Origin of the sequence: Bradyrhizobium sp. 170 (assembly GCF_023101085.1) — a bacterium.
GTDB lineage: Bacteria > Pseudomonadota > Alphaproteobacteria > Rhizobiales > Xanthobacteraceae > Bradyrhizobium.
In genome coordinates this window covers 8,150,305-8,168,876 of sequence record NZ_CP064703.1, presented here as the reverse complement: position 1 = coordinate 8,168,876, position 18,572 = coordinate 8,150,305, and the positions used below count along the sequence as shown (strand labels likewise).

The following is an 18,572-nucleotide window of genomic DNA, read 5'->3' as shown; positions in this document are numbered from 1 at the left end:
GGCATGCCTGAGATGCGCATGGCTATCGTTGCGTCGCCACCATGGCGGGACTAAGCAGGGACGAAATAGCATCACCCGCCGAACCCATCGCCCTTGTCAGAACATCAGATAAAAGACCCGGCGCCTGCCGATGACGCCGAGCCGAAGCCCCGGCGCGCCCGCAAGCCGGTGGGCTGGTCGATGATCGTGATCGGCGCGCTGGTCGTGGTCTGCGCCGCGCTGGTCTGGCGGCGCGACGGCGTTGATGGCGTGCTAAAAATCCTCACGCATGATCTCTGGCTGTTCGGGGAAATCATGCCGCGCGTGCTGGCCGGCTGCCTGCTCGGCGGCTTCATCGCGGAAATTCTGCCGCACGACAAAGTATCGCGAGCGCTGGGGCCGAACTCGGGCCTGAAGGGACTTTTGATCGGAACGGCGTTCGGCGCGATCCTGCCCGGCGGTCCCTTCACCGCCTATCCGGTGGCGGCGGCGCTTTTGACCGTCGGCGCCGATTTCGGCGCCACCATCGCCATGGTCGTGAGCTGGACGCTGATCGGCTACGGCCGCGCGGTCGCCTGGGAATTGCCGATTCTCGGCACGGAGTTCACGCTGTGGCGGATCGTGATCTCGCTGCCGATCCCGGTGCTGGCCGGCGCGCTCGGCCGCTTCGTCTTCGTGCGGATGTACCCGAAGGGCGAGCCGGAGCCGCCGTCATGACCCTCTCCGCGCTGATCATCGACATCACCCTGTGGGGCTCGGTCGCCGTGCTCGGCTTCATGGCCTGGCAGCGCGGGCGCGTCGTGCTGGTGTCGTCGGTGCGCGAAGGCAGCATGGACTTCATCAACATCGTGCCGCGCATCGCGCTCGGCGTGATCGGCTCGGGCTACATCGCCGCCGTCATCCCGCCGGAAGTCATCACCGGCTGGCTCGGGCCGGACAGCGGCTGGTTCGGCGTGTTGACCGCAGTGATCGCCGGCGCCGCAACCCCCGGCGGCCCCGTGGTCGGTTTCTCGATCGGCGCGGTGGCGCTGAAAGTCGGCGGCGGCCCGCCGCAGGTGATCGCCTATGTCGTCGCTTGGGCGCTGTTCGCCTTCCAGCGCATGATCTTGTGGGAAATCCCGTTCATGCCGGCCCGGTTCGTCTGGTTTCGCGCGGCGGTCTCGGTGCCGTTTCCGTTCCTGGCAGCGGCGATCGCGATGGTGATCGGGAAGCCGTGAGCTGAGAGACGGACCACAAGGCTTCCTAAGAGATGCTGGGAGCACTATGTTTGCAGCATGACCCGCTTGCTCGAACCCTATGAGCTCACGCCTGAGGAAGCCGCCGACCTCGATGCTTCGCTCGCCGAAGCCGCGAAGGGTGAGTTCGCGACGGATGAAGAGGTCCGCGCCGTCTGGGCAAAGCATGGGTTGTGAATTTGGGGTGTCCTAGTTCAGTCTGAGGCCATGCAGCTTGAATCGACACTGACCTGTCCCGCGTGTGGGCACCAGGCCACCGAGACCATGCCGACAGACGCCTGCCAGTTCTTCTACGACTGTCGGAACTGCGGCACCCGGCTCAAGCCCAGGCCGGGCGATTGCTGCGTTTACTGCTCTTACGGAACCATACCGTGCCCGCCGGTCCAGATCGACGGCAAGGGAGCGTGTTGCAGCGTGATTGTGTAACGTTGCTGCCTGCGACTATCTTCCAGTCATGGCGGATCACTGCTGCGCACCACCACCCCTGAACCTCGGCCCGCGCCAGGACGTGAGCGCCTTTCGTCGCGTCCTGTGGGCCGTGCTCGGCATCAATGCTGCGATGTTCCTGGTTGAAATCGGCGCGGGCCTGGCTGCGGGGTCTGCCTCCCTCCAAGCCGACGCGCTCGACTTTCTGGGCGACGCCGCGAACTACGCGATCAGCTTGTTCGTGGTCGGCATGGCCTTGCGCTATCGGGCCGGCGCCGCGCTTGCCAAGGGCGTCACGATGGGCGTTTTCGGGCTATGGGTTATCGGCGTCGCCGGCTGGCATGCCCTGCATGGGACGCTGCCGCAGGCGATCACCATGGGCAGTGTCGGCTTTGCCGCGCTGGCCGCCAACGCGCTGTCCTTTTACCTGTTGTGGCGGCACCGCACGGGCGACGCCAACATGCGGTCGGCCTGGATTTGCACGCGCAATGACGTGTTGGGCAATCTGGCTGTGTTGCTGGCTGCGCTTGGCGTGTTCGGTACCGGCACCGGCTGGCCCGACATTATCGTCGCCGCGATTATGGCCGTGCTTGCGCTGCAAGGCTCGGTGGCCGTCGTGCGGCACGCCCTGGCCGAACTGAAGCAGCCGGCCGCAGCGACGGCTTAGGCCGCGGCCTCACATCGTGCCGCGAATTGCGCAACGCTACCGCCCAGCACCCGCGGCTAGAGCCCCAACCGAACGGTCAGGGCGCTTGATCTATGTCAAAGGGCGCGCCACCGGCAAAAGCACGGTTTAAGCCGCGGGGATTAGCAATGGAGTAGAGCATGAAAATGACTTTGAGAGCGGTGGCCATCGCTGCGTCGACGTTCGCATGTGCGGCGTTGTTTTCGCCTGGCTGGTCCGATCAAGGCGGGATATCGCTGTCGATCAATAAAGCCGAGGCGCAGAAGCGGGTCTATATCACCCGTGGTTACGCCGCGAGGGCGGCCTACGTCGAGCCGGGCTCCTGGTACGCCGTGAGGGCCTACTACTTCGGTGGCCCCTGGAGTGGTCGTGGGTACAGCTACACCGGCTGGCCTGACTACGCAGCGCGCAATGGCATTGGCTGCACGCCCGGTACTGCCATCAAGGGCGGCGACAGCATCATGTACGTCTGTCAGTAGGGTTTATTTTTACGTGGGGCCAGGTTGCGATGATGGCGACCTGGCCCAACACCTGTGTTGTTCAGCCGCCGCCAAAGCACTGGTGACCGCGGTGATGTCTGCTGCAAGGGTAACCCGCACGACTGATCCGTCTCACCGTCTCATCTCGACCTGTCGAGACCTGACCCGTCTCGGTGACGACCACGCTATCGCAACGTAGGACGAGGATCGTGAGAAACCTGTCGACGATTGCCGCGCTATTGCTTTTGGTCGGATGTTCTCGTTTTGACGAGGCAAAGGAACGTGAGGGATGCCAAAAAGCACACCCGAACGATCAGGTCGCGGCGGATAAATGTCTCGAAACCTCTCTCCTTGAATGGGAAAAAGCCAATGCGTGGGTTGCTCGGATCACTCATCGGCGATCCCCGATGCCCTAGGGGCCGGGAGCATCCCCGCAGGTGATCGCGGCCGCGGAACGCATGCCGTACCCCAATCGTTAACAGTTTATGAAAGCTGTTGCCGCCGCATTTGTTGCTCTGTTCGTTTTGTGGGTCGTTGACGTCAACTTCAACGGCGCCCGTTACACCGACGCTGGCATGCGGATGATCCGGTCTACGGTCTCATCGATTGGCGTTCGAAATTAAGGCCGCCTCCGTGCTCCAGATGCGGACCCAGCCTCGACAGTCTCTCAGTTTGATTGCTGGGGAAGCCAGTCGGTGAAGATGGTCCGCGTAAGAAACCAGAGACCAAGCAGGATTAGCCATGCCGCACACAACAGGGGCAGGGCGTGAAACAGGGTGCCCGTATCCGCCCCCTGGACCCAAATCCAATAGGCTTGGGCAACCACCGGAAGGAACATCGCAGCGACCATTGCCGGGATTCCGGATTGAGATGCCAGGGAGATGGTGTGCAGAACGATGACAGCCCCGAGCAAGCTGAGAAGGGTGGGCAATAGTGCCCAGAATATCGGATGCAGGAAATCCGTGACGAAGTAAGCAACGCCGAAAATGATTATCCCGGCAACCATGCCTTCCGGCTTGCACCAGTAAACGGCCAAGACACCCATGGCCAGAGACAGGGTTTCGACCAGGAATTCACCGGTCCTGTCGCGAAATCGATCGCTCAGACATTTCTCTGGTTTGCAGTTCTGGGTCATCGGGGAATTGGTCGCCTCAATTGGCCGCCGCGTTCATGCGATGACTCGGCTTCTGTCCCGGCCGGCCTACCAAAGCCTGTGTTGCCCGTCGGGCAAATCACGCCAGCGCTTGGTCCAGTACCCGGTGCAAAGATATTCCCCTTTTGTTCCCTCGCAAATCAGTTCATCCATGCACCTGTCCCACCCGGCAAGAGGGGCGGCTCGCGATCGTCACGAAACGCGCGGTGGGATGCGGTGGACGCGGAAGCCATGACTGACGAGGCTGGCATGACGCGTACGGCGAAGTCGTGTGGTTCTGACGCCGCGGTGCTGGCGTCAAGTCGGCGGGAAGTGTCCCGCCGATGACGGTGGCAAGAAAGCCGTTCGCCGGGAAGAGCACGAAGTAAGCCGTAAAACCACTGCGCAGGGAAGGCCGGATGCCTCCGCTGAACCTGTATGCTCGTGTGCGTCTTCTTGTGCGCAAATTGCACACGAGACCGCGGGTGCAGCGTGCACCCGGTCTTCCCTGCACCCTCTGTTTTTCAGGGGGGCATGAATTCGAGCAAACCTCGGGCGAACGCGTCGCGAGATCGCGAAGGCGTGTCGTAGGATGGGTAGAGCGAAGCGAAACCCATCGTCACGCGCGCCAGCATTGATGGGTTTCGCTCCGCTCTACCCATCCTATGGCAGCCAACGCGTAGACTCCCGTAATGTTATAATGTAACATTTACCCATGCCTCACAAACATTCCCACGACCACGGGCACCATCACCATAGCCACGCCCATTCCCATGGCCCGGCGACGCCGCATCCGGCGCAACCGGCTCCCTGGTCGATCCTGCGCATGACCGTGACCGCGCGCCTTGCCGCGGCGCTCGCGGTCAGCGCCGGCCTGTGGGCCGTCGTCCTGGTGGCGATGAGGTGAGCATGGCGGCGCGGCTCAAATTCCACAACGTCACGCTCGGCTACGATCGTCACCCGGCCGTGCATCACCTCAACGGCGAGGTTGCCGCCGGCGCGCTGGTGGCGGTGATCGGGCCGAACGGCGCCGGCAAGTCGACGCTGTTTCGCGGGCTCGCCGGCATTTTGAAGCCGCTCTCGGGATCGATCGATCTCGGCGGCCTCGATATCCGCGACATCGCCTATCTGCCGCAGAGCGTCGACATCGACCGCAGCTTTCCGATCTCGGTGTTCGATCTGGTCGGCACCGGCCTGTGGCGCTCCACCGGATTTTTCGGCGGCATGGGCAAGGCGGAGCGGGACAAGATCACGCACGCGCTCGCCGCCGTCGGCCTCAACGGTTTTGAGAACCGCAGCATAGGCACGCTGTCCGGCGGCCAGATGCAGCGCATGCTGTTCGCGCGCGTGCTGCTGCAGAATGCACGACTGATCGTGCTGGACGAGCCGTTCAACGCCATCGACACGAAGACATCGGCCGATCTGCTGGCGCTGGTCAAGCGCTGGCACGGCGAGGGCCGTACCGTGCTGGCGGCGCTGCACGACATGGAACTGGTGCGCGACCATTTCCCGGAAACCCTGCTGCTGGCGCGCGGACCGGTGGCCTGGGGCGCGACCGCAGAGGTGCTGACCGCCGAAAACCTGATGGTCGCCTTGCGGATGTGCGAGGCGTTCGACGACACCGCCGCCGCCTGCGCGGACGATTTGCCGTCACAGGCCGCCTGATGCTCTACGACGCGCTGATCGCACCCTTCACCGAATTCGAGTTCATGCGCCGCGCGCTTGCCGCCGTGATCGCGCTTGCGCTGGGCGCCGCGCCGATCGGCGTGTTCCTGATGCTGCGGCGGATGAGCCTCGTCGGCGACGCCATGGCGCACGCGATCCTGCCGGGAGCGGCGATCGGCTTCCTCGTGTCCGGGCTCAATCTGTTCGCGATGACGACGGGCGGGCTGATCGCGGGCTTTACGGTCGCGCTGCTCGCGGGCCTCGTCGCGCGCAATACCGAGCTGAAGGAAGACGCCTCGCTCGCGACCTTCTATCTGGTGTCATTGGCGCTCGGCGTTACCATCGTTTCCGTCAAAGGCACCAATATCGATCTGCTGCATGTGCTGTTCGGCAACATTCTGGCGATGGACGACCAGACGCTGCTGGTGATCGCGTTCAATGCCACCATCACGCTGCTGGTAATGGCGGTGATCTACCGGCCGCTGGTGATCGAATGCGTCGATCCGGTGTTCCTGCGCACCGTCTCTCGCGCCGGCGCGCCCGCGCATCTGGCGTTTTTGGCACTGGTCGTGATCAATCTCGTCAACGGCTTTCACGCGCTCGGTACGCTGCTCGGCGTCGGGTTGATGATCCTGCCCGCCGGCATCGCGCGGTTCTGGTCGCGCGACATCACCGGCATGATCTGCATCGCAGTCGCCAGCGCCATTGTCTGCGGCTATGCCGGGCTGGTGCTATCGTTCCAGACCCGGATTCCCTCGGGGCCGGCGATCATCCTTGTGGCGGCAGGGCTCTATCTGGCGTCGCTGTTGTTCGGCAATGTCAGCGGACTGGTGCGGCAGTTGTTTCCCCGCCGTCATCTCGAGGCGTGAAGATGCGACGACTGTGTTGGCTGATATGTCTGGGATTGATCGCGGTCAGCGGTCCGGCGTGGGCGCAGGCTCGCCTCAACGTCGTTGCCAGCTTCTCGATCCTCGGCGATTTCGTCCGCAATGTCGGCGGCGATCGCGTCAATGTCACCACGCTGGTCGGCCCCAACAGCGATGCACATGTCTACGTGCCGACGCCGGCGGATGCGAAAAAGGTGGCGGACGCGAAACTCGTCTTCGTCAACGGCCTTGGGTTCGAGGGCTGGATGCAGCGGCTGGTGCAATCATCTGGCAGCAAGGCAACGGTTGTTGTGGCAAGCACCAACATTACGCCGCTCAAGCTCGGCTCCAGTACCGACCCGCATGCATGGCAAACAGTCACCAATGCCAAAACATACGTCTACAATATTCGTAATGCGCTCAGCGCGGCAGCTCCCGCAGATGCGGCGCTTTTCGAGGCCAATGCCGAAGCCTATCGGGTGAAGCTCGAGGCCCTTGAGGGCGAGATAAGCCCGTGGGTCGGGTCAATTCCGCCGGAGCATCGCAAGGTGATCTCGACCCATACTGCCTTTGGCTATTTCGCAAAAGCGTACGGTATCGAGTTCATCGCGCCACGCGGCGTCTCAACCGAGTCCGAGCCGAGTGCCCGGGATATTGCCGGGATCATCACCCAGATCAAAACCAAGAAAATTCCGGCGGTTTTTCTGGAAAATATCAGCGATCCGCGCCTGATCGAGCGGATCTCCGCGGAGACCGGCGCCAGGGTCGGCGGCACCCTTTACTCGGACAGCTTGACGGACGAAAAGGGCGACGCCCCCACTTACATTGATATGGTAAGGCACAATATAAGGACCCTGAGGAACGGGATTGGGTATGGTCCTGGCCCAATACGCTGAATATCTCCGGAGCCGTTATGTCTGAACCTTCGTCCCAGAAAATTCCAGTGACCGTGCTGACGGGCTATCTCGGCGCCGGCAAAACCACGCTGCTCAACCGCATCCTGTCGGAAAACCACGGCAAGAAATACGCCGTCATTGTCAACGAATTCGGCGAGATCGGCATCGACAACGACCTCATCATCGGCGCCGATGAAGAAGTGTTCGAGATGAACAATGGCTGCGTCTGCTGCACCGTGCGCGGCGACCTCGTGCGCATTCTCGACGGGCTGATGAAGCGCAAGGGCAAGTTCGACGCCATCATCGTGGAGACCACGGGCCTCGCCGATCCGGCCCCGGTGGCGCAGACCTTCTTCGTTGACGAGGACGTGCAGAAGAACGCGCGCCTCGATGCGGTCGTGACGGTGGCCGACGCCAAATGGCTGAGCGATCGCCTAAAGGATGCGCCGGAGGCCAAGAACCAGATCGCATTCGCCGACGTGATCGTGCTGAACAAGACCGACCTTGTTTCAAAGCCCGAACTCGCCGAGGTCGAGGCCCGCATCCGCGGCATCAACCCTTACGCAAAGCTGCACCGCACCGAGCGCTGCAAGGTGGCGCTGTCGGATGTGCTGGAGCGTGGCGCGTTCGATCTGGATCGCATCCTCGAGATCGAGCCGGAATTCCTCGATGCCGGCGATGGCCATGATCATCACCACGACCACGATCATCATCACGGCCATGGCCATCACCACGATCACGGCCACAGCCATGGCGGGCTAAAGCATTACCACGACGAGGAGATGCAATCGCTGTCGCTGCGGTCCGACAAGCCGCTCGACCCGACCCTATTCATGCCGTGGCTGCAGAACCTCGTCGCCACCGAGGGCCAGAAGATTTTGCGCTCGAAGGGCATCCTCGCCTTCACCGACGACGATGACCGCTACGTGTTCCAGGGCGTGCACATGATGCTGGAAGGCGATCACCAGCGAAAGTGGAAGGACGGCGAGGCGCGCGAAAGCCGCGTCGTCTTCATCGGCCGCGAATTGCCGGAGCAGATGATCCGCGACGGTTTTGAAAGCTGTATCACGACGTGATGACACAGTTCGATCCGGGCGAAATGCCCTCCATCGCTTCCATCACCGACCAGGTGCGGACGTTGCCGGTCGGCATGCCCGTCACCTCGATCTATTTCCTCGGCGATACCGCGGTGTTCGTCGGCGCCGAGGAGTACGCGGCAATGGTGAACCAGGCGGGCGAAGTCTCGAAAGTCGCAATCCATGGCGGCGCCGTCCTGTGTGCGGCGTCTGACGGCAAGCGCATCGTCACCGGCGGCGACGATGGCAAGGTCGTCGCGCTCGACACCAAGGGCGAGGTCACGGTGCTCGCGACCGACGCAAAACGGCGCTGGATCGATAACGTCGCGCTGCATCCCGATGGCGCGTTTGCCTGGTCGGCCGGCAAGACCGCGTTCGTCCGCAGCGGCAAGGGCGATGAGAAAAGCTTCGATGCGCCGTCGACCGTCGGCGGGCTCGCCTTCGCGCCCAAGGGATTGCGCGTGGCGGTCGCCCATTACAACGGCGTGACGCTGTGGTTTCCCAACATGGCGGCGAAGCCGGAGTTTCTGGAATGGGCTGGATCGCATCTCGCCGTCACCTTCAGCCCCGACAACAAATTCCTGGTCACCGCCATGCACGAGCCGGCGCTGCACGGCTGGCGGCTTGCCGATAACAGGCACATGCGGATGAGCGGCTACCCGGGCCGTGTCCGTTCGATGTCGTGGAGCACGGGTGGCAAGGGCCTCGCCACCTCGGGCGCCGATACCGTGATCATCTGGCCGTTCGCCAGCAAGGACGGTCCGATGGGCAAGGAGCCCGCGATGCTGGCGCCGCTGCAGGCGCGCGTCTCCATGGTCGCCTGTCATCCGAAGCAGGACATCATGGCGGCCGGCTACAGCGACGGTACCGTGCTGATCGTGCGGCTCGAGGACGGCGCGGAAATCCTGGTGCGCCGCAATGGCAGCGAGCCGGTCTCGGCACTGGCCTGGAACGCCAAAGGCACGCTGCTGGCGTTCGGCACCGAGGATGGCGACGCCGGAATCCTCGAATTTTAGGTGTTTCGGACAGGCACTGGTTCCCCGCGGAACCATGCGCCCCGCCGGCCGTTGATCTCGCGACCAATTTCGTGGGGTTGAACGATGTCTGCCGATGACGACAAGCGCGAATACCGACGGGAAATGCTGCTCGCGTCCGCGCTGATCGCGGCCGGGCTGGCCGTTTCAGCGCTCGCGCTGACCGCGCTCAGCGCGCGCGATCCTCAACAGATCGCGCAGGCGACGCAGCCGACGCAGCCGACGCAATCGACGCCGGGCGCGGAAACGAAACCGCCCGCGCCAGCCGAACCGGGCACGACCGGCCAAAGGCCGTCAGACATTCCGCCGCAGCCGGCCCGTCCCGACCCGGACGCGCAGAAGGCGGGCGCTCAGCCCGCGCTGCCGCCGGCGCCGGCGGAGAAGGTTGCGCCGCCGATCCGCGAGAAATGATCCCACTTTCGCTGCTCCGATTGTGCAATCGCAAAATTCGTGGGCTGGCAGAGGCCTGCGGCGCGCGCTCTGACGCGCCATTGTGCAGCCATGCGAGCTATATCCGCTCGTATCAATTCGTAGGACGGGGCGCAGGCGTCGCCTCCGAACGCCTTGTGTTGATCCCCAACAAGCGGTTAGGCTTGCTGCAATAACGGCCGGCAGCTCGAACAAACAGCCGGCAGGTCAGGGAGTGACGCATGCGTGAGTTAACGCCTGAAACGATCACGGACGCCGTGCTCGACCAGATGGCGACAACGCCGGACCCGCGCCTGAAGACGATCATGGCGTCGGCGGTCAAGCACCTCCATGCCTTCGCCCGTGAGGTCAATCTGACGCCGGCGGAATGGATCAAGGGCATCGAATTCATGACCGCCGCCGGCAAGATGTGTTCGCCGGAACGGCAGGAATTCATCCTGCTGTCCGACACCCTCGGCCTCTCGGCGCTCGTCAACGGCCTGCACGACGCCACCGCCCTCGAGGAGGCCACGCATACCAGCCTGCTCGGCCCGTTTTACCGCGAGGCCACGCCGACGCTCGCGGCCGGCAGTTCGATCGCCAAGAATCCGAAGCCGGGCAGCGAATGCGTGCTTTATGGCCGCGTCACCGATGCCACCGGCAAGCCGGTCGCCAACGCCACCGTCTCGATCTGGCAGACCGGCGCCGACGGCCTCTATGACATTCAGGCCAGCGCGACGTCGGTCGATTATCGCGGCGTATTCGCAACCGATGCCGATGGGCTCTATGTGCTGCGCACCGTCAAGCCGCTCGGATATTCGATCCCGATGGACGGGCCGGTCGGCGCCATGGTGAAGGCGCAGGCACGGCATGGGATGCGGCCAGCGCATATTCATTTCCTGGTCGGCGCGCCGGGCTATCGCGAGCTGGTTACCGCGCTCTACCTGCGCGACGATCCGCATCTCGCAGATGACGTTGTGTTCGGTTCGTCGGGCGATCTCGCCGTCGACGTGGCGGCAAACGATCCGGACTGCCCGATCAAGGGCATGCCGAGCATCCGTTTCGACATGCGGGTCTCGCGCGAAAGCGAGGCCGACAAGACCAGCGGGCGCGTCGGCGCCGATCCGTCGGCGATCATGAAAAAATCGGCCAAAAATGAACCCGCGCCGGTGGGAGCCAAATAGCCTCGATCTGACCTAACCATTCGCAGCGACCGGACGGAGATCCGGCGGAGCCGTAATGACTGACAACAACGACAAATGAGGGGGATTCAATGAAACGCAGGACATTCCTTGGCGGCGCGATGGCCGTCGCGGTGGTTGGGCAGGGCTCGCGCGCGCTGGCGCAGCAGCCGCCGATCAAGATCGGCATGTCGATGCCGCAAACCGGCGGTCTCGCCGGCGGCGGCAAGGCTTCGCTGCTCGGCATCGAAATCTGGCGCGACGATATCAACGCCAAGGGCGGCCTGCTCGGCCGCAAGGTCGAGCTGGTCGTCTATGACGACAAGTCGAGCGCATCCGAGACGCCGGCGATCTACGCCAAGCTGGTCGATGTCGACAAGGTCGATCTCCTGTTCGCGCCTTATGCGACCGTGCCGACCGCGCCGATCATGCCGTTCGTCAAGCAGCGCGGCCTGCTGCTGATGGGCAATTTCTCGTTCCAGGTGAACAGCAAGGTCGGCCACGACATGTGGTTCAACAATGCGCCCTGGGGCCCGGCCGATAGTTGGGCGGCCTCGTTCCTCGATCTGGCGCAGAAGGCCGGCGGCAAGAGCATGGCGCTGCTCACGGCGGATCAGGAATTCGCCCAGAACCTCGCGCTGACCGCACGCGACGTCGCCAAGAAGCGCAACATCCCGGTTGTCTTCGACCAGTCCTATCCGCCGAACACGGTGGAATTCGCCTCCATCATCCGCGCGCTCAAGGCCGCCAAGCCCGATATCGTCTATGTCGCGTCCTATCCACCGGATTCAGCCGGCATTCTGCGTGCCGTGAACGAGATCGGGATCGGCGACGACGTCAAGATTTTCGGCGGCGGCATGGTCGGCCTGCAGTTCGCGGCCGTGATGTCCAATCTGGGTTCGTTGCTCAACGGTGTCGTCAACTACAACACCTGGCTGCCGGAACCGAGCATGTATTTCGACGGCACCAAGGACTTTTTCGAGAAATACACCAAGCGCGCGGTGGAGGCCAAGGTCGATCCGCTCGGCTATTACCTGGCCCCGTTCGGCTATGCGATGGGCCAGATGATCGACGCGGCGGTCAATTCAACCAAGTCGCTCGACCAGAAGGGCATCGCCAAATATCTGCGCGAGAACGAGCACAAGACCATCGTCGGGCCGATCGCGTTTTCGGCGGATGGCGAGCGCAAGGAAACCGCGACGCTGCAGGCGCAATTCCGGGGCGTGAAGGACAAGGACATCGAACAGTTCCGCTCCTCTGGCAAGCAGGTGATCCTGTTCCCGGACAAACTGAAGACTGGAAATCTCATCAGTCCCTTCGAGGCTGCCCGCAAATAGGCTAGCGGCCTTTTTTTCCGGTCCAGAACGGGCCAAGGGGGATCTGAATTGTTTTCGATGGACCTGCTGCTAGGTGCTGTCGTGCTTGGGGTACTGCTCGGCTGCTTCTATGCAGCCGTCAGCGTCGGGCTGTCCGTCTCGTTCGGATTGCTCGACGTTCCCCATGTCGCGCATCCGGCCTTCCTGGTGCTCGCGTCCTACGGCGTGTACCAGCTCAACGAGAGCTACGACATCGACCCGTTGCTGGCCGGGCTCGCCATCACGCCGCTGTTTTTCCTGTTCGGCCTGCTCGCCTACCGCGTTTATTACGAGACCTTCGAGCGGCGCGGCAGCGACGCCGGCGTGCGCGGCATCGCGTTTTTCTTCGGCATCGCCTTCATCATCGAGGTGCTGATCATTATGCAATTCGGCGTCGACCAGCGCTCGGTCTCCGCGACCTATATCGGCAAGTCCTGGCGGTTCGGCGAGTTTCGGATCCCGATCCGGCAGCTCGTCGCGTTCGCGGTCGCGCTGGGGCTGACGGTGCTGCTCGCCGTGTATCTGTCGAAAACCTTCATGGGCCGCGCGATCCGTGCCGTCGCGCAGGACGAGGAGGCGCTGCGGCTGATGGGCGCCAATCCGGTCCGCATCAAGCAATTTGCCTTCGGCATCGCCACCGCCGTGCTCGGGATCGCGGGCGCGCTGTTGATTATCGTGGCGCCGGTCGAACCGACACTCGACCGTGCCTATATCGGGCGGACCTTCTGCGTCGTGGTCATGGCCGGCCTCGGCAGCATCAGCGGCACGCTGATCGCCGCCATCATCCTCGGCGTCGCCGAGTCCATCGTGCTGACGATGTTCGGCGCCTCCTGGGCTCCGGCGATCTCGTTCGCGATGCTGCTCGGCGTGCTCGCCGTCCGGCCGCAAGGTCTGCTCGGCCGATGATGAAGCATCGCAACACCATCGCATTCTGGGCCGGCGTAGCCATCTTCCTCGCCGCCGTGCTGTCGATGACGCAAATCGTCCGCAACGAATATCCATTTTTTGCCGGCTACGTCATCCTGCAATTCATCGCGCTCGCTGTCGCCTGGAGCATCCTCGGCGGCTATGCCGGTTACGTCAATTTCGGCACCAACGCCTTTTTCGGCGTCGGCGTCTACACGGCGGTGGCCCTGTTCAAGGCGACGGGGGCGCCACTCGTGGTGCAGATCGGAGCTGCCGCCCTCGTCGGCATGGCGCTCGGTTTTGGCGTTGGCCTGTTGACCTTACGGATGCGTGGTATCTTTTTCTCGATCGCGACGATCGCGCTGGCGATCATCATCGAGACCTTCGTGATGAACTGGCGGTTCGTCGGTGGTGCGGCCGGCATCCAGTTGCAACGGCCGCCGGTGATGGCGCCGTTCGACAGTTACGTGAAGATGCTGTTTTTCGTGCAGGCGCTCCTGGTCGTCATTGCCGTCTCGATTGCGCGCTACATCCAGAATTCCCGGATCGGCCGCGGCCTGCAGGCGCTCAGGGACGACGAACTCGCCGCCGAATGCACGGGGGTGCCGACCCTGAAGCTGAAACTGGTCGCCTGCATGATCTCGGGCGCGCTGATTTCCGCGGCCGGGGCGCCCGCCGCCATGTACCTGCAATATGCCGATCCCTCCTCGGCATTCAATTTGAGCTACTCGGTGTCGGCGCTGGCGATGGCGCTGATCGGCGGAACTGCGCACTGGATCGGCCCGGTGCTCGGTGCCATCCTGCTCGGCTCGACGCAACAGCTTCTCGCCGTGACCATCTCTTCGGAAGTCAACGTGCTGGTGCTCGGCATCATGCTGGTGCTGTTCGTGGTCGCCGCCCCCAAGGGCATTATCGGGCTGTTGCGGCCGCGCTATCGTCTGCGTGCGGGAGGCAAGCCATGACGGTAACAGCCGCGCCGGACGCACCCCTGCTGCAAGTCGGAACCCTTACCAAGACTTTCGGCGGCTTCACCGCGCTCGACAATATCAGCGTCGATATCAGGAAAGGCGAACGGTTCGGCCTGATCGGCCCGAACGGCTCGGGCAAGACCACGCTGATCAACTGCATTTCCGGTGCGCTGCGTCCGCAAACCGGCAGCGTGGTGTTCTGCGGCGAGGACATTACCCAACTGCCGCCGCACCTGCGTGCGCGCCGCGGTATCGCCCGCAGCTTCCAGATTCCACGGCCGTTCAAGAGCATGACGGTGCTCGAGAACCTCATGGTCGGGCTCGATTTTGCCACCGTCGGTTCGAGCCTGCCCGAGGAAGATGTCGCGATGTCGATCCTGACGCGGATGGGCCTTGCCTCGAAGGCCGGCGCGCCGACCGGTACGCTGAGCCAGGTGGAATTGCGCAAGATGGAGCTTGCGCGCGCGATGGCGGTGCGGCCGAAACTCCTGATTTCGGACGAGGCCATGGCGGGGCTTTCCAGTTCCGAAGTCGACGAGGTGCTGGATCTCCTGATCAGCCTCGGCGAGGAGGACATCACCATCATCATGATCGAGCACATCATGCAGGCCGTGATGCGCTTTTCGGAGCGGGTGATGTGCCTCGACGCCGGAAAGATCATCGCGATCGGCGCGCCGGCCGAGGTGATGGCCAACAAGCGGGTGCAGGAGGCCTATCTTGGCACTTAGCCTTGCCATCGAGGGCCTCGATGCCGGCTACGGCGCCGTCAAGGCGCTGCGCGGTGTGACGCTCCATGTCGAAGCCGGCGAGACCGTTGCCTTGCTCGGCACCAACGGCAACGGCAAGAGCACGCTGATGAAATGCGTCATGGGCCTGGTTCGCCCGGACCGTGGCCGTCTGTCGCTGACGATCGACGGGCAGGTGCACGATCTGACTAAGCTCTCGCCCGAAATGATCGTCGATCTCGGCGTGGCGCTGGTGCCGGAGGGACGGCGGCTGTTTCCCAAGCTGACGGTGACGGAAAACCTGATGCTGGGTGCTTTCCGGAAATCGGCCCGCAGCGCCATCCGGCAAAATCTCGCGCTGGCGTTCGAGACCTTTCCGGCCCTGAAGGAGCGCCGCAACCAGCTCGCCGGCACCATGTCCGGCGGACAGCAGCAGATGCTCGCGATTGCGCGCGCGCTGATGTCCTCGCCGCGCCTGTTGCTGATCGACGAGCCATCGGTCGGGCTGTCGCCGCTATTGGTATCGCAGACGATCACCAAGATCGGCGAACTCAAGGAGCGGGTTGGCCTGACGGTGCTGATGGCGGAGCAGAATTTCAACCAGGCGATCCGGATCGCCGACCGCGGCTACATCATCGTCCATGGCGAGATCGCGGTCGCCGCGCAGTCGGTTGACGAGTTGAAGGCCAACGACATCGTCAAGCGGCTCTATCTCGGCGGCGTCGCCTAACGGATATAACGGCATCGTGACGGTGTCTGCGCCGTTCTGCCGGTTTTACAGCCTCGCCTGTTGTCGCCGGCTGTCCCATAATCTCTCATCGCGTCAGTGCAGACGACAGATGGGGCAAGCGATGAAGATCGACGATGTCAGGCGAACCGCCTATTCGATGCCGCTGACCAACCCGTCATTCCCGCCGGGACCCTATCGCTTTTTCAACCGCGAATATTTCATCATCACCTATCGCACCGACCCCGAAGCGCTTGCCGCCGTGGTGCCCGAGCCGCTCGAAGTCACTGAGGCGGTCGTCAAATACGAATTCATCCGCATGCCTGATTCAACCGGCTTTGGCGATTACACCGAAACCGGCCAGGTGATCCCGGTCCGGTTCAAGGGCGAGGAGGGCGTCTACGTTCATTCGATGTATCTGGACGACGAGGGACCCATCGCCGGCGGCCGCGAGCTCTGGGGCTTTCCCAAAAAGCTGGCGAAGCCGAAAATCGCCGTCGAGAGCGACGTGCTGGTCGGCACGTTGCACTACGGCTCGGTGCTGTGCGCCTCCGCCACCATGGGCTACAAGCACCGCCCGGTCGATCACGATGCGGTGCTGAAGGGGATGAAGGCGCCGAACTTCATGCTCAAGATCATCCCGCATGTCGACGGCACCCCGCGCATCTGCGAACTGGTGCGTTATTATCTGGAAGACATCACGCTGAAGGAAGCATGGACCGGCCCAGCGGCGCTGGGGCTGTTTCCGCACGCGCTCGCGGACGTGGCGCGGCTGCCGGTGCGCGAGGTGGTCTCCGCGCTGCATTTCAAGGCGGACCTGACGCTGGGGCTCGGGACGGTGGCGTTCGATTACATGGCGAAGTGATGGGCGAGCCGTTTGTTCGCCGTTACTGCGCGCCCCTCAACGTACAGGCGGTCGAGCAGGTCGTGGTCACGCCGCGCTCGCAGGCGATGCACACCGCGACGCACTGTTTCTTGTCCTTGGGATTGTACTGGCTGTAAAGCTTGCGGGCGCAGTTGTCGATCGAGCCCGTGACGTCGTTGCTGCTCTCAGGCGTGCACGCGGCCAGGGCCGCGGCCGACAGGACGATGGCAATGATGGCGCGCATGTTGGTCGCTCCAACCGGGAGCCCTCGCTCTTAAAGCTGTGGCGACGGCCCTAGGCCCTCGCAGAAAATGACCCCTCAGGGTCGCGCGATTGAATTAATCGAGTGTTACAAGGGATCGGGTTTCCTGCTGCGTAGTTCTACGCCCGGGATAGAGCCGCACGCTGTGCACTGCAGCGGGAACCGACCGGGCGGCGAAGTGGCGCTACGTGGATTTCGGCAATGGCCGCGCCGTCCCCCGGCTGTACCGTGCCGTCGCGGCTACCGCACCAGAACGTTCCTGAACTGCCAGGGGTCCGAGGTGTCGATGTCTTCCGGGAAAAGTCCCGGCCGGTCGGTGAGCGGCGTCCAGTCGGTGTAAAAGCCTTTCACCGGGCCGAGATACGGCATCTGGATATCCAGCAGACGATCGAAATCCATCTCGTCGGCTTCGACGATGCCTTCGTTCGGGTTTTCCAGCGCCCACACCATGCCGCCGAGCACGGCGGAGGTCACTTGCAGGCCGGTGGCGTTCTGATAGGGCGCGAGTTTGCGGGTCTCTTCGATTGAGAGCTGCGAGCCGTACCAGTAGGCATTGTTGTCATGGCCGAACAGCAGCACGCCGAGTTCGTCGATGCCATCGACGATTTCGTTCTCATCAAGGATGTGGTGCTTTTCCTGCATCTTCGCTGCGCGGCCGAACATTTCATGCAGCGACAGCACGGCATCGTCAGCCGGATGATAGGCATAGTGGCAGGTCGGCCGATAGATTGCCGTGCCCGATGCGTCACGCACCGTGAAGTAATCGGAGATCGAGATCGACTCGTTGTGGGTGACGAGGAAGCCATACTGTGCGCCGCGGGTCGGGCACCAGGTGCGCACGCGCGTGTTGGCGCCGGGCTGCATCAGATAGATGGCGGCGCCGCAGCCGGCTTCGTGGGTACGCGCATTCTCGGGCATCCATTTTTCATGGGTGCCCCAACCGAGTTCGGACGGCTGTACGCCTTCCGACAGGAAACCTTCCACCGACCAGGTGTTGACGAAGACGTCGGGCTCTTTCGGCGACTTGGAGCGCTGGGTGTCGCGTTCGGCGATGTGGATGCCCTTGACACCAGCCTGCCGCATCAAGTCCGCCCATTCGGCTTTGGTCTTCGGCTTGGGGGCATTGAGCTTCAGGTCAGCGGAGACATTGAGTAGCGCCTGCTTGACGAAAAAGGAGACCATGCCGGGATTGGCGCCACAGCAGGAGACGGCCGTCGTCGAGCCTGCGGGGCGCGCCTTCTTGGCGGCCAGTGTCGCTTCGCGCAGGGCGTAGTTGGAGCGGGCTTCCGGGCCCTTCGAAGAATCGAAATAGAAGCCGAGCCAAGGCTCGTTGACGGTGTCGATATAAAGAGCGCCAAGTTCGTTGCAGAGTTCCATGATGTCGGTAGAGCCGGTATCGACTGAGAGATTGACGCAAAAACCCTGGCCGCCGCCATCAGCGAGCAGCGGGGTCAGCAATTCGCGATAATTGTCCTTGGTCACGCCCTGTTGGATGAATCTTACATTGTGCTTCTCGCAATGCGCCTTGCGGCCCTCGTCCTTGGGATCGATCACGGTGATGCGCGACTTGTCATAATCGAGGTGCCGCTCGATCAGCGGCAGCGTGCCTTTGCCAATGGAGCCGAAGCCAACCATGACGATGGGGCCGGTAATCTTCGCGTAGATCTGCGAGGCGGGGCTCATGAGCGGCTCTCCGAAAAAA

General features: G+C 63.1%; 23 protein-coding genes. 20 read left to right on the top strand and 3 right to left on the bottom strand.

The genetic code is table 11. The features are described 5' to 3' along the window. Positions 1–93: 93 nt before the first annotated feature. The 6 genes from IVB05_RS38505 (at position 94) to IVB05_RS38480 (ending at position 2,804) form a co-directional block, all read left to right on the top strand. Positions 94–696, top strand: coding sequence for a permease (locus IVB05_RS38505; protein WP_247781309.1), 603 nt, complete (start codon positions 94–96; stop codon positions 694–696). Then, the gene (locus tag IVB05_RS38500; RefSeq protein ID WP_247781308.1) at positions 693–1,196 is read left to right on the top strand and encodes a hypothetical protein; all 504 of its coding nucleotides are present in this window, start codon (positions 693–695) and stop codon (positions 1,194–1,196) included. Before IVB05_RS38505 ends, IVB05_RS38500 begins: the two co-directional genes overlap by 4 nt. A 57-nt stretch (positions 1,197–1,253) precedes the next feature. After that, complete coding sequence (locus IVB05_RS38495; RefSeq protein WP_247787438.1) at positions 1,254–1,391, top strand: hypothetical protein; 138 nt, start codon at positions 1,254–1,256, stop codon at positions 1,389–1,391. Positions 1,392–1,421: 30 nt separating this feature from the next. Next, positions 1,422–1,640, top strand: a complete 219-nt coding sequence (locus tag IVB05_RS38490; RefSeq protein WP_247781307.1) for a GDCCVxC domain-containing (seleno)protein — start codon at positions 1,422–1,424, stop codon at positions 1,638–1,640. Positions 1,641–1,668: 28 nt separating this feature from the next. After that, positions 1,669–2,307, top strand: a complete 639-nt coding sequence (locus IVB05_RS38485) for a cation transporter (RefSeq protein WP_247781306.1) — start codon at positions 1,669–1,671, stop codon at positions 2,305–2,307. A gap of 164 nt (positions 2,308–2,471) precedes the next feature. After that, a complete protein-coding gene (locus tag IVB05_RS38480; RefSeq protein WP_247781305.1) occupies positions 2,472–2,804 on the top strand; it encodes a hypothetical protein in 333 nt (110 codons plus the stop codon). A 667-nt stretch (positions 2,805–3,471) separates the two neighbouring features. Here IVB05_RS38480 and IVB05_RS38475 read toward each other — a convergent pair. Further along, positions 3,472–3,939 (bottom strand): hypothetical protein, encoded by a 468-nt coding sequence (locus IVB05_RS38475; protein ID WP_247781304.1) that lies wholly within the window; start codon positions 3,937–3,939, stop codon positions 3,472–3,474. 712 nt (positions 3,940–4,651) lie between these two features. Between IVB05_RS38475 and IVB05_RS38470 the strand changes: the two genes are divergently transcribed. From IVB05_RS38470 to IVB05_RS38405, 14 genes are all read left to right on the top strand, one after another. Then, a complete protein-coding gene (locus IVB05_RS38470) occupies positions 4,652–4,843 on the top strand; it encodes a hypothetical protein (RefSeq protein ID WP_247781303.1) in 192 nt (63 codons plus the stop codon). 2 nt (positions 4,844–4,845) lie between these two features. Next, positions 4,846–5,601 carry an ABC transporter ATP-binding protein gene (locus IVB05_RS38465; RefSeq protein WP_247781302.1) on the top strand — a complete coding sequence of 252 codons (756 nt, stop codon included), beginning with the start codon at positions 4,846–4,848 and terminating at the stop codon, positions 5,599–5,601. Continuing rightward, positions 5,601–6,470: a metal ABC transporter permease gene (locus tag IVB05_RS38460; RefSeq protein WP_247781301.1), complete on the top strand. Its 870-nt coding sequence runs from the start codon at positions 5,601–5,603 to the stop codon at positions 6,468–6,470. Before IVB05_RS38465 ends, IVB05_RS38460 begins: the two co-directional genes overlap by 1 nt. A gap of 2 nt (positions 6,471–6,472) precedes the next feature. After that, positions 6,473–7,363, top strand: a complete 891-nt coding sequence (locus IVB05_RS38455; protein ID WP_247787297.1) for a metal ABC transporter substrate-binding protein — start codon at positions 6,473–6,475, stop codon at positions 7,361–7,363. Positions 7,364–7,380: 17 nt separating this feature from the next. After that, positions 7,381–8,439 carry a GTP-binding protein gene (locus tag IVB05_RS38450; RefSeq protein ID WP_247781300.1) on the top strand — a complete coding sequence of 353 codons (1,059 nt, stop codon included), beginning with the start codon at positions 7,381–7,383 and terminating at the stop codon, positions 8,437–8,439. Next, positions 8,439–9,455 (top strand): WD40 repeat domain-containing protein, encoded by a 1,017-nt coding sequence (locus tag IVB05_RS38445; protein ID WP_247781299.1) that lies wholly within the window; start codon positions 8,439–8,441, stop codon positions 9,453–9,455. The genes IVB05_RS38450 and IVB05_RS38445 overlap by 1 nt, the downstream gene beginning before the upstream one ends. Positions 9,456–9,539: 84 nt before the next feature. Further along, the gene (locus IVB05_RS38440; RefSeq protein ID WP_247781298.1) at positions 9,540–9,884 is read left to right on the top strand and encodes a hypothetical protein; all 345 of its coding nucleotides are present in this window, start codon (positions 9,540–9,542) and stop codon (positions 9,882–9,884) included. 239 nt (positions 9,885–10,123) lie between these two features. After that, positions 10,124–11,065 carry a dioxygenase gene (locus tag IVB05_RS38435; RefSeq protein WP_247781297.1) on the top strand — a complete coding sequence of 314 codons (942 nt, stop codon included), beginning with the start codon at positions 10,124–10,126 and terminating at the stop codon, positions 11,063–11,065. An 89-nt stretch (positions 11,066–11,154) separates the two neighbouring features. Further along, positions 11,155–12,399 carry an amino acid ABC transporter substrate-binding protein gene (locus IVB05_RS38430; protein WP_108520988.1) on the top strand — a complete coding sequence of 415 codons (1,245 nt, stop codon included), beginning with the start codon at positions 11,155–11,157 and terminating at the stop codon, positions 12,397–12,399. Between the two features lie 57 nt (positions 12,400–12,456). After that, positions 12,457–13,323, top strand: a complete 867-nt coding sequence (locus tag IVB05_RS38425; protein WP_247781296.1) for a branched-chain amino acid ABC transporter permease — start codon at positions 12,457–12,459, stop codon at positions 13,321–13,323. Continuing rightward, the gene (locus IVB05_RS38420; RefSeq protein ID WP_247781295.1) at positions 13,320–14,285 is read left to right on the top strand and encodes a branched-chain amino acid ABC transporter permease; all 966 of its coding nucleotides are present in this window, start codon (positions 13,320–13,322) and stop codon (positions 14,283–14,285) included. The genes IVB05_RS38425 and IVB05_RS38420 overlap by 4 nt, the downstream gene beginning before the upstream one ends. Beyond that, entirely contained in the window at positions 14,282–15,019 is a 738-nt protein-coding gene (locus tag IVB05_RS38415; protein WP_247781294.1) for an ABC transporter ATP-binding protein, read from the top strand. Before IVB05_RS38420 ends, IVB05_RS38415 begins: the two co-directional genes overlap by 4 nt. Next, on the top strand, positions 15,009–15,746 hold the full coding sequence (locus IVB05_RS38410) for an ABC transporter ATP-binding protein (RefSeq protein WP_247781293.1): 738 nt from the start codon (positions 15,009–15,011) through the stop codon (positions 15,744–15,746). Before IVB05_RS38415 ends, IVB05_RS38410 begins: the two co-directional genes overlap by 11 nt. Positions 15,747–15,867: 121 nt before the next feature. Then, positions 15,868–16,608 (top strand): acetoacetate decarboxylase, encoded by a 741-nt coding sequence (locus IVB05_RS38405; protein ID WP_247781292.1) that lies wholly within the window; start codon positions 15,868–15,870, stop codon positions 16,606–16,608. 22 nt (positions 16,609–16,630) lie between these two features. Here the strand turns inward: IVB05_RS38405 and IVB05_RS38400 are convergent, their stop codons facing one another. Continuing rightward, on the bottom strand, positions 16,631–16,852 hold the full coding sequence (locus IVB05_RS38400; RefSeq protein WP_247781291.1) for a hypothetical protein: 222 nt from the start codon (positions 16,850–16,852) through the stop codon (positions 16,631–16,633). Between the two features lie 258 nt (positions 16,853–17,110). Further along, on the bottom strand, positions 17,111–18,553 hold the full coding sequence (locus tag IVB05_RS38395) for a homospermidine synthase (RefSeq protein ID WP_247781290.1): 1,443 nt from the start codon (positions 18,551–18,553) through the stop codon (positions 17,111–17,113). Positions 18,554–18,572 lie beyond the last annotated feature (19 nt).

Bases quoted from the DNA above. Each gene is read 5' to 3' on its own strand.
- IVB05_RS38465 (WP_247781302.1), top strand. From the start codon at position 4,846: ATGGCGGCGCGGCTCAAATTCCACAACGTCACGCTCGGCTACGATCGT.
- IVB05_RS38495 (WP_247787438.1), top strand. From the start codon at position 1,254: ATGACCCGCTTGCTCGAACCCTATGAGCTCACGCCTGAGGAAGCCGCC.
- IVB05_RS38445 (WP_247781299.1), top strand. From the start codon at position 8,439: ATGACACAGTTCGATCCGGGCGAAATGCCCTCCATCGCTTCCATCACC.
- IVB05_RS38430 (WP_108520988.1), top strand. From the start codon at position 11,155: ATGAAACGCAGGACATTCCTTGGCGGCGCGATGGCCGTCGCGGTGGTT.
- IVB05_RS38490 (WP_247781307.1), top strand. From the start codon at position 1,422: ATGCAGCTTGAATCGACACTGACCTGTCCCGCGTGTGGGCACCAGGCC.
- IVB05_RS38425 (WP_247781296.1), top strand. From the start codon at position 12,457: ATGGACCTGCTGCTAGGTGCTGTCGTGCTTGGGGTACTGCTCGGCTGC.
- IVB05_RS38480 (WP_247781305.1), top strand. From the start codon at position 2,472: ATGACTTTGAGAGCGGTGGCCATCGCTGCGTCGACGTTCGCATGTGCG.
- IVB05_RS38475 (WP_247781304.1), bottom strand. From the start codon at position 3,939: ATGACCCAGAACTGCAAACCAGAGAAATGTCTGAGCGATCGATTTCGC.
- IVB05_RS38415 (WP_247781294.1), top strand. From the start codon at position 14,282: ATGACGGTAACAGCCGCGCCGGACGCACCCCTGCTGCAAGTCGGAACC.
- IVB05_RS38405 (WP_247781292.1), top strand. From the start codon at position 15,868: ATGAAGATCGACGATGTCAGGCGAACCGCCTATTCGATGCCGCTGACC.
- IVB05_RS38400 (WP_247781291.1), bottom strand. From the start codon at position 16,852: ATGCGCGCCATCATTGCCATCGTCCTGTCGGCCGCGGCCCTGGCCGCG.
- IVB05_RS38440 (WP_247781298.1), top strand. From the start codon at position 9,540: ATGTCTGCCGATGACGACAAGCGCGAATACCGACGGGAAATGCTGCTC.
- IVB05_RS38420 (WP_247781295.1), top strand. From the start codon at position 13,320: ATGATGAAGCATCGCAACACCATCGCATTCTGGGCCGGCGTAGCCATC.
- IVB05_RS38470 (WP_247781303.1), top strand. From the start codon at position 4,652: ATGCCTCACAAACATTCCCACGACCACGGGCACCATCACCATAGCCAC.
- IVB05_RS38455 (WP_247787297.1), top strand. From the start codon at position 6,473: ATGCGACGACTGTGTTGGCTGATATGTCTGGGATTGATCGCGGTCAGC.
- IVB05_RS38450 (WP_247781300.1), top strand. From the start codon at position 7,381: ATGTCTGAACCTTCGTCCCAGAAAATTCCAGTGACCGTGCTGACGGGC.
- IVB05_RS38435 (WP_247781297.1), top strand. From the start codon at position 10,124: ATGCGTGAGTTAACGCCTGAAACGATCACGGACGCCGTGCTCGACCAG.
- IVB05_RS38500 (WP_247781308.1), top strand. From the start codon at position 693: ATGACCCTCTCCGCGCTGATCATCGACATCACCCTGTGGGGCTCGGTC.
- IVB05_RS38395 (WP_247781290.1), bottom strand. From the start codon at position 18,553: ATGAGCCCCGCCTCGCAGATCTACGCGAAGATTACCGGCCCCATCGTC.
- IVB05_RS38460 (WP_247781301.1), top strand. From the start codon at position 5,601: ATGCTCTACGACGCGCTGATCGCACCCTTCACCGAATTCGAGTTCATG.
- IVB05_RS38485 (WP_247781306.1), top strand. From the start codon at position 1,669: ATGGCGGATCACTGCTGCGCACCACCACCCCTGAACCTCGGCCCGCGC.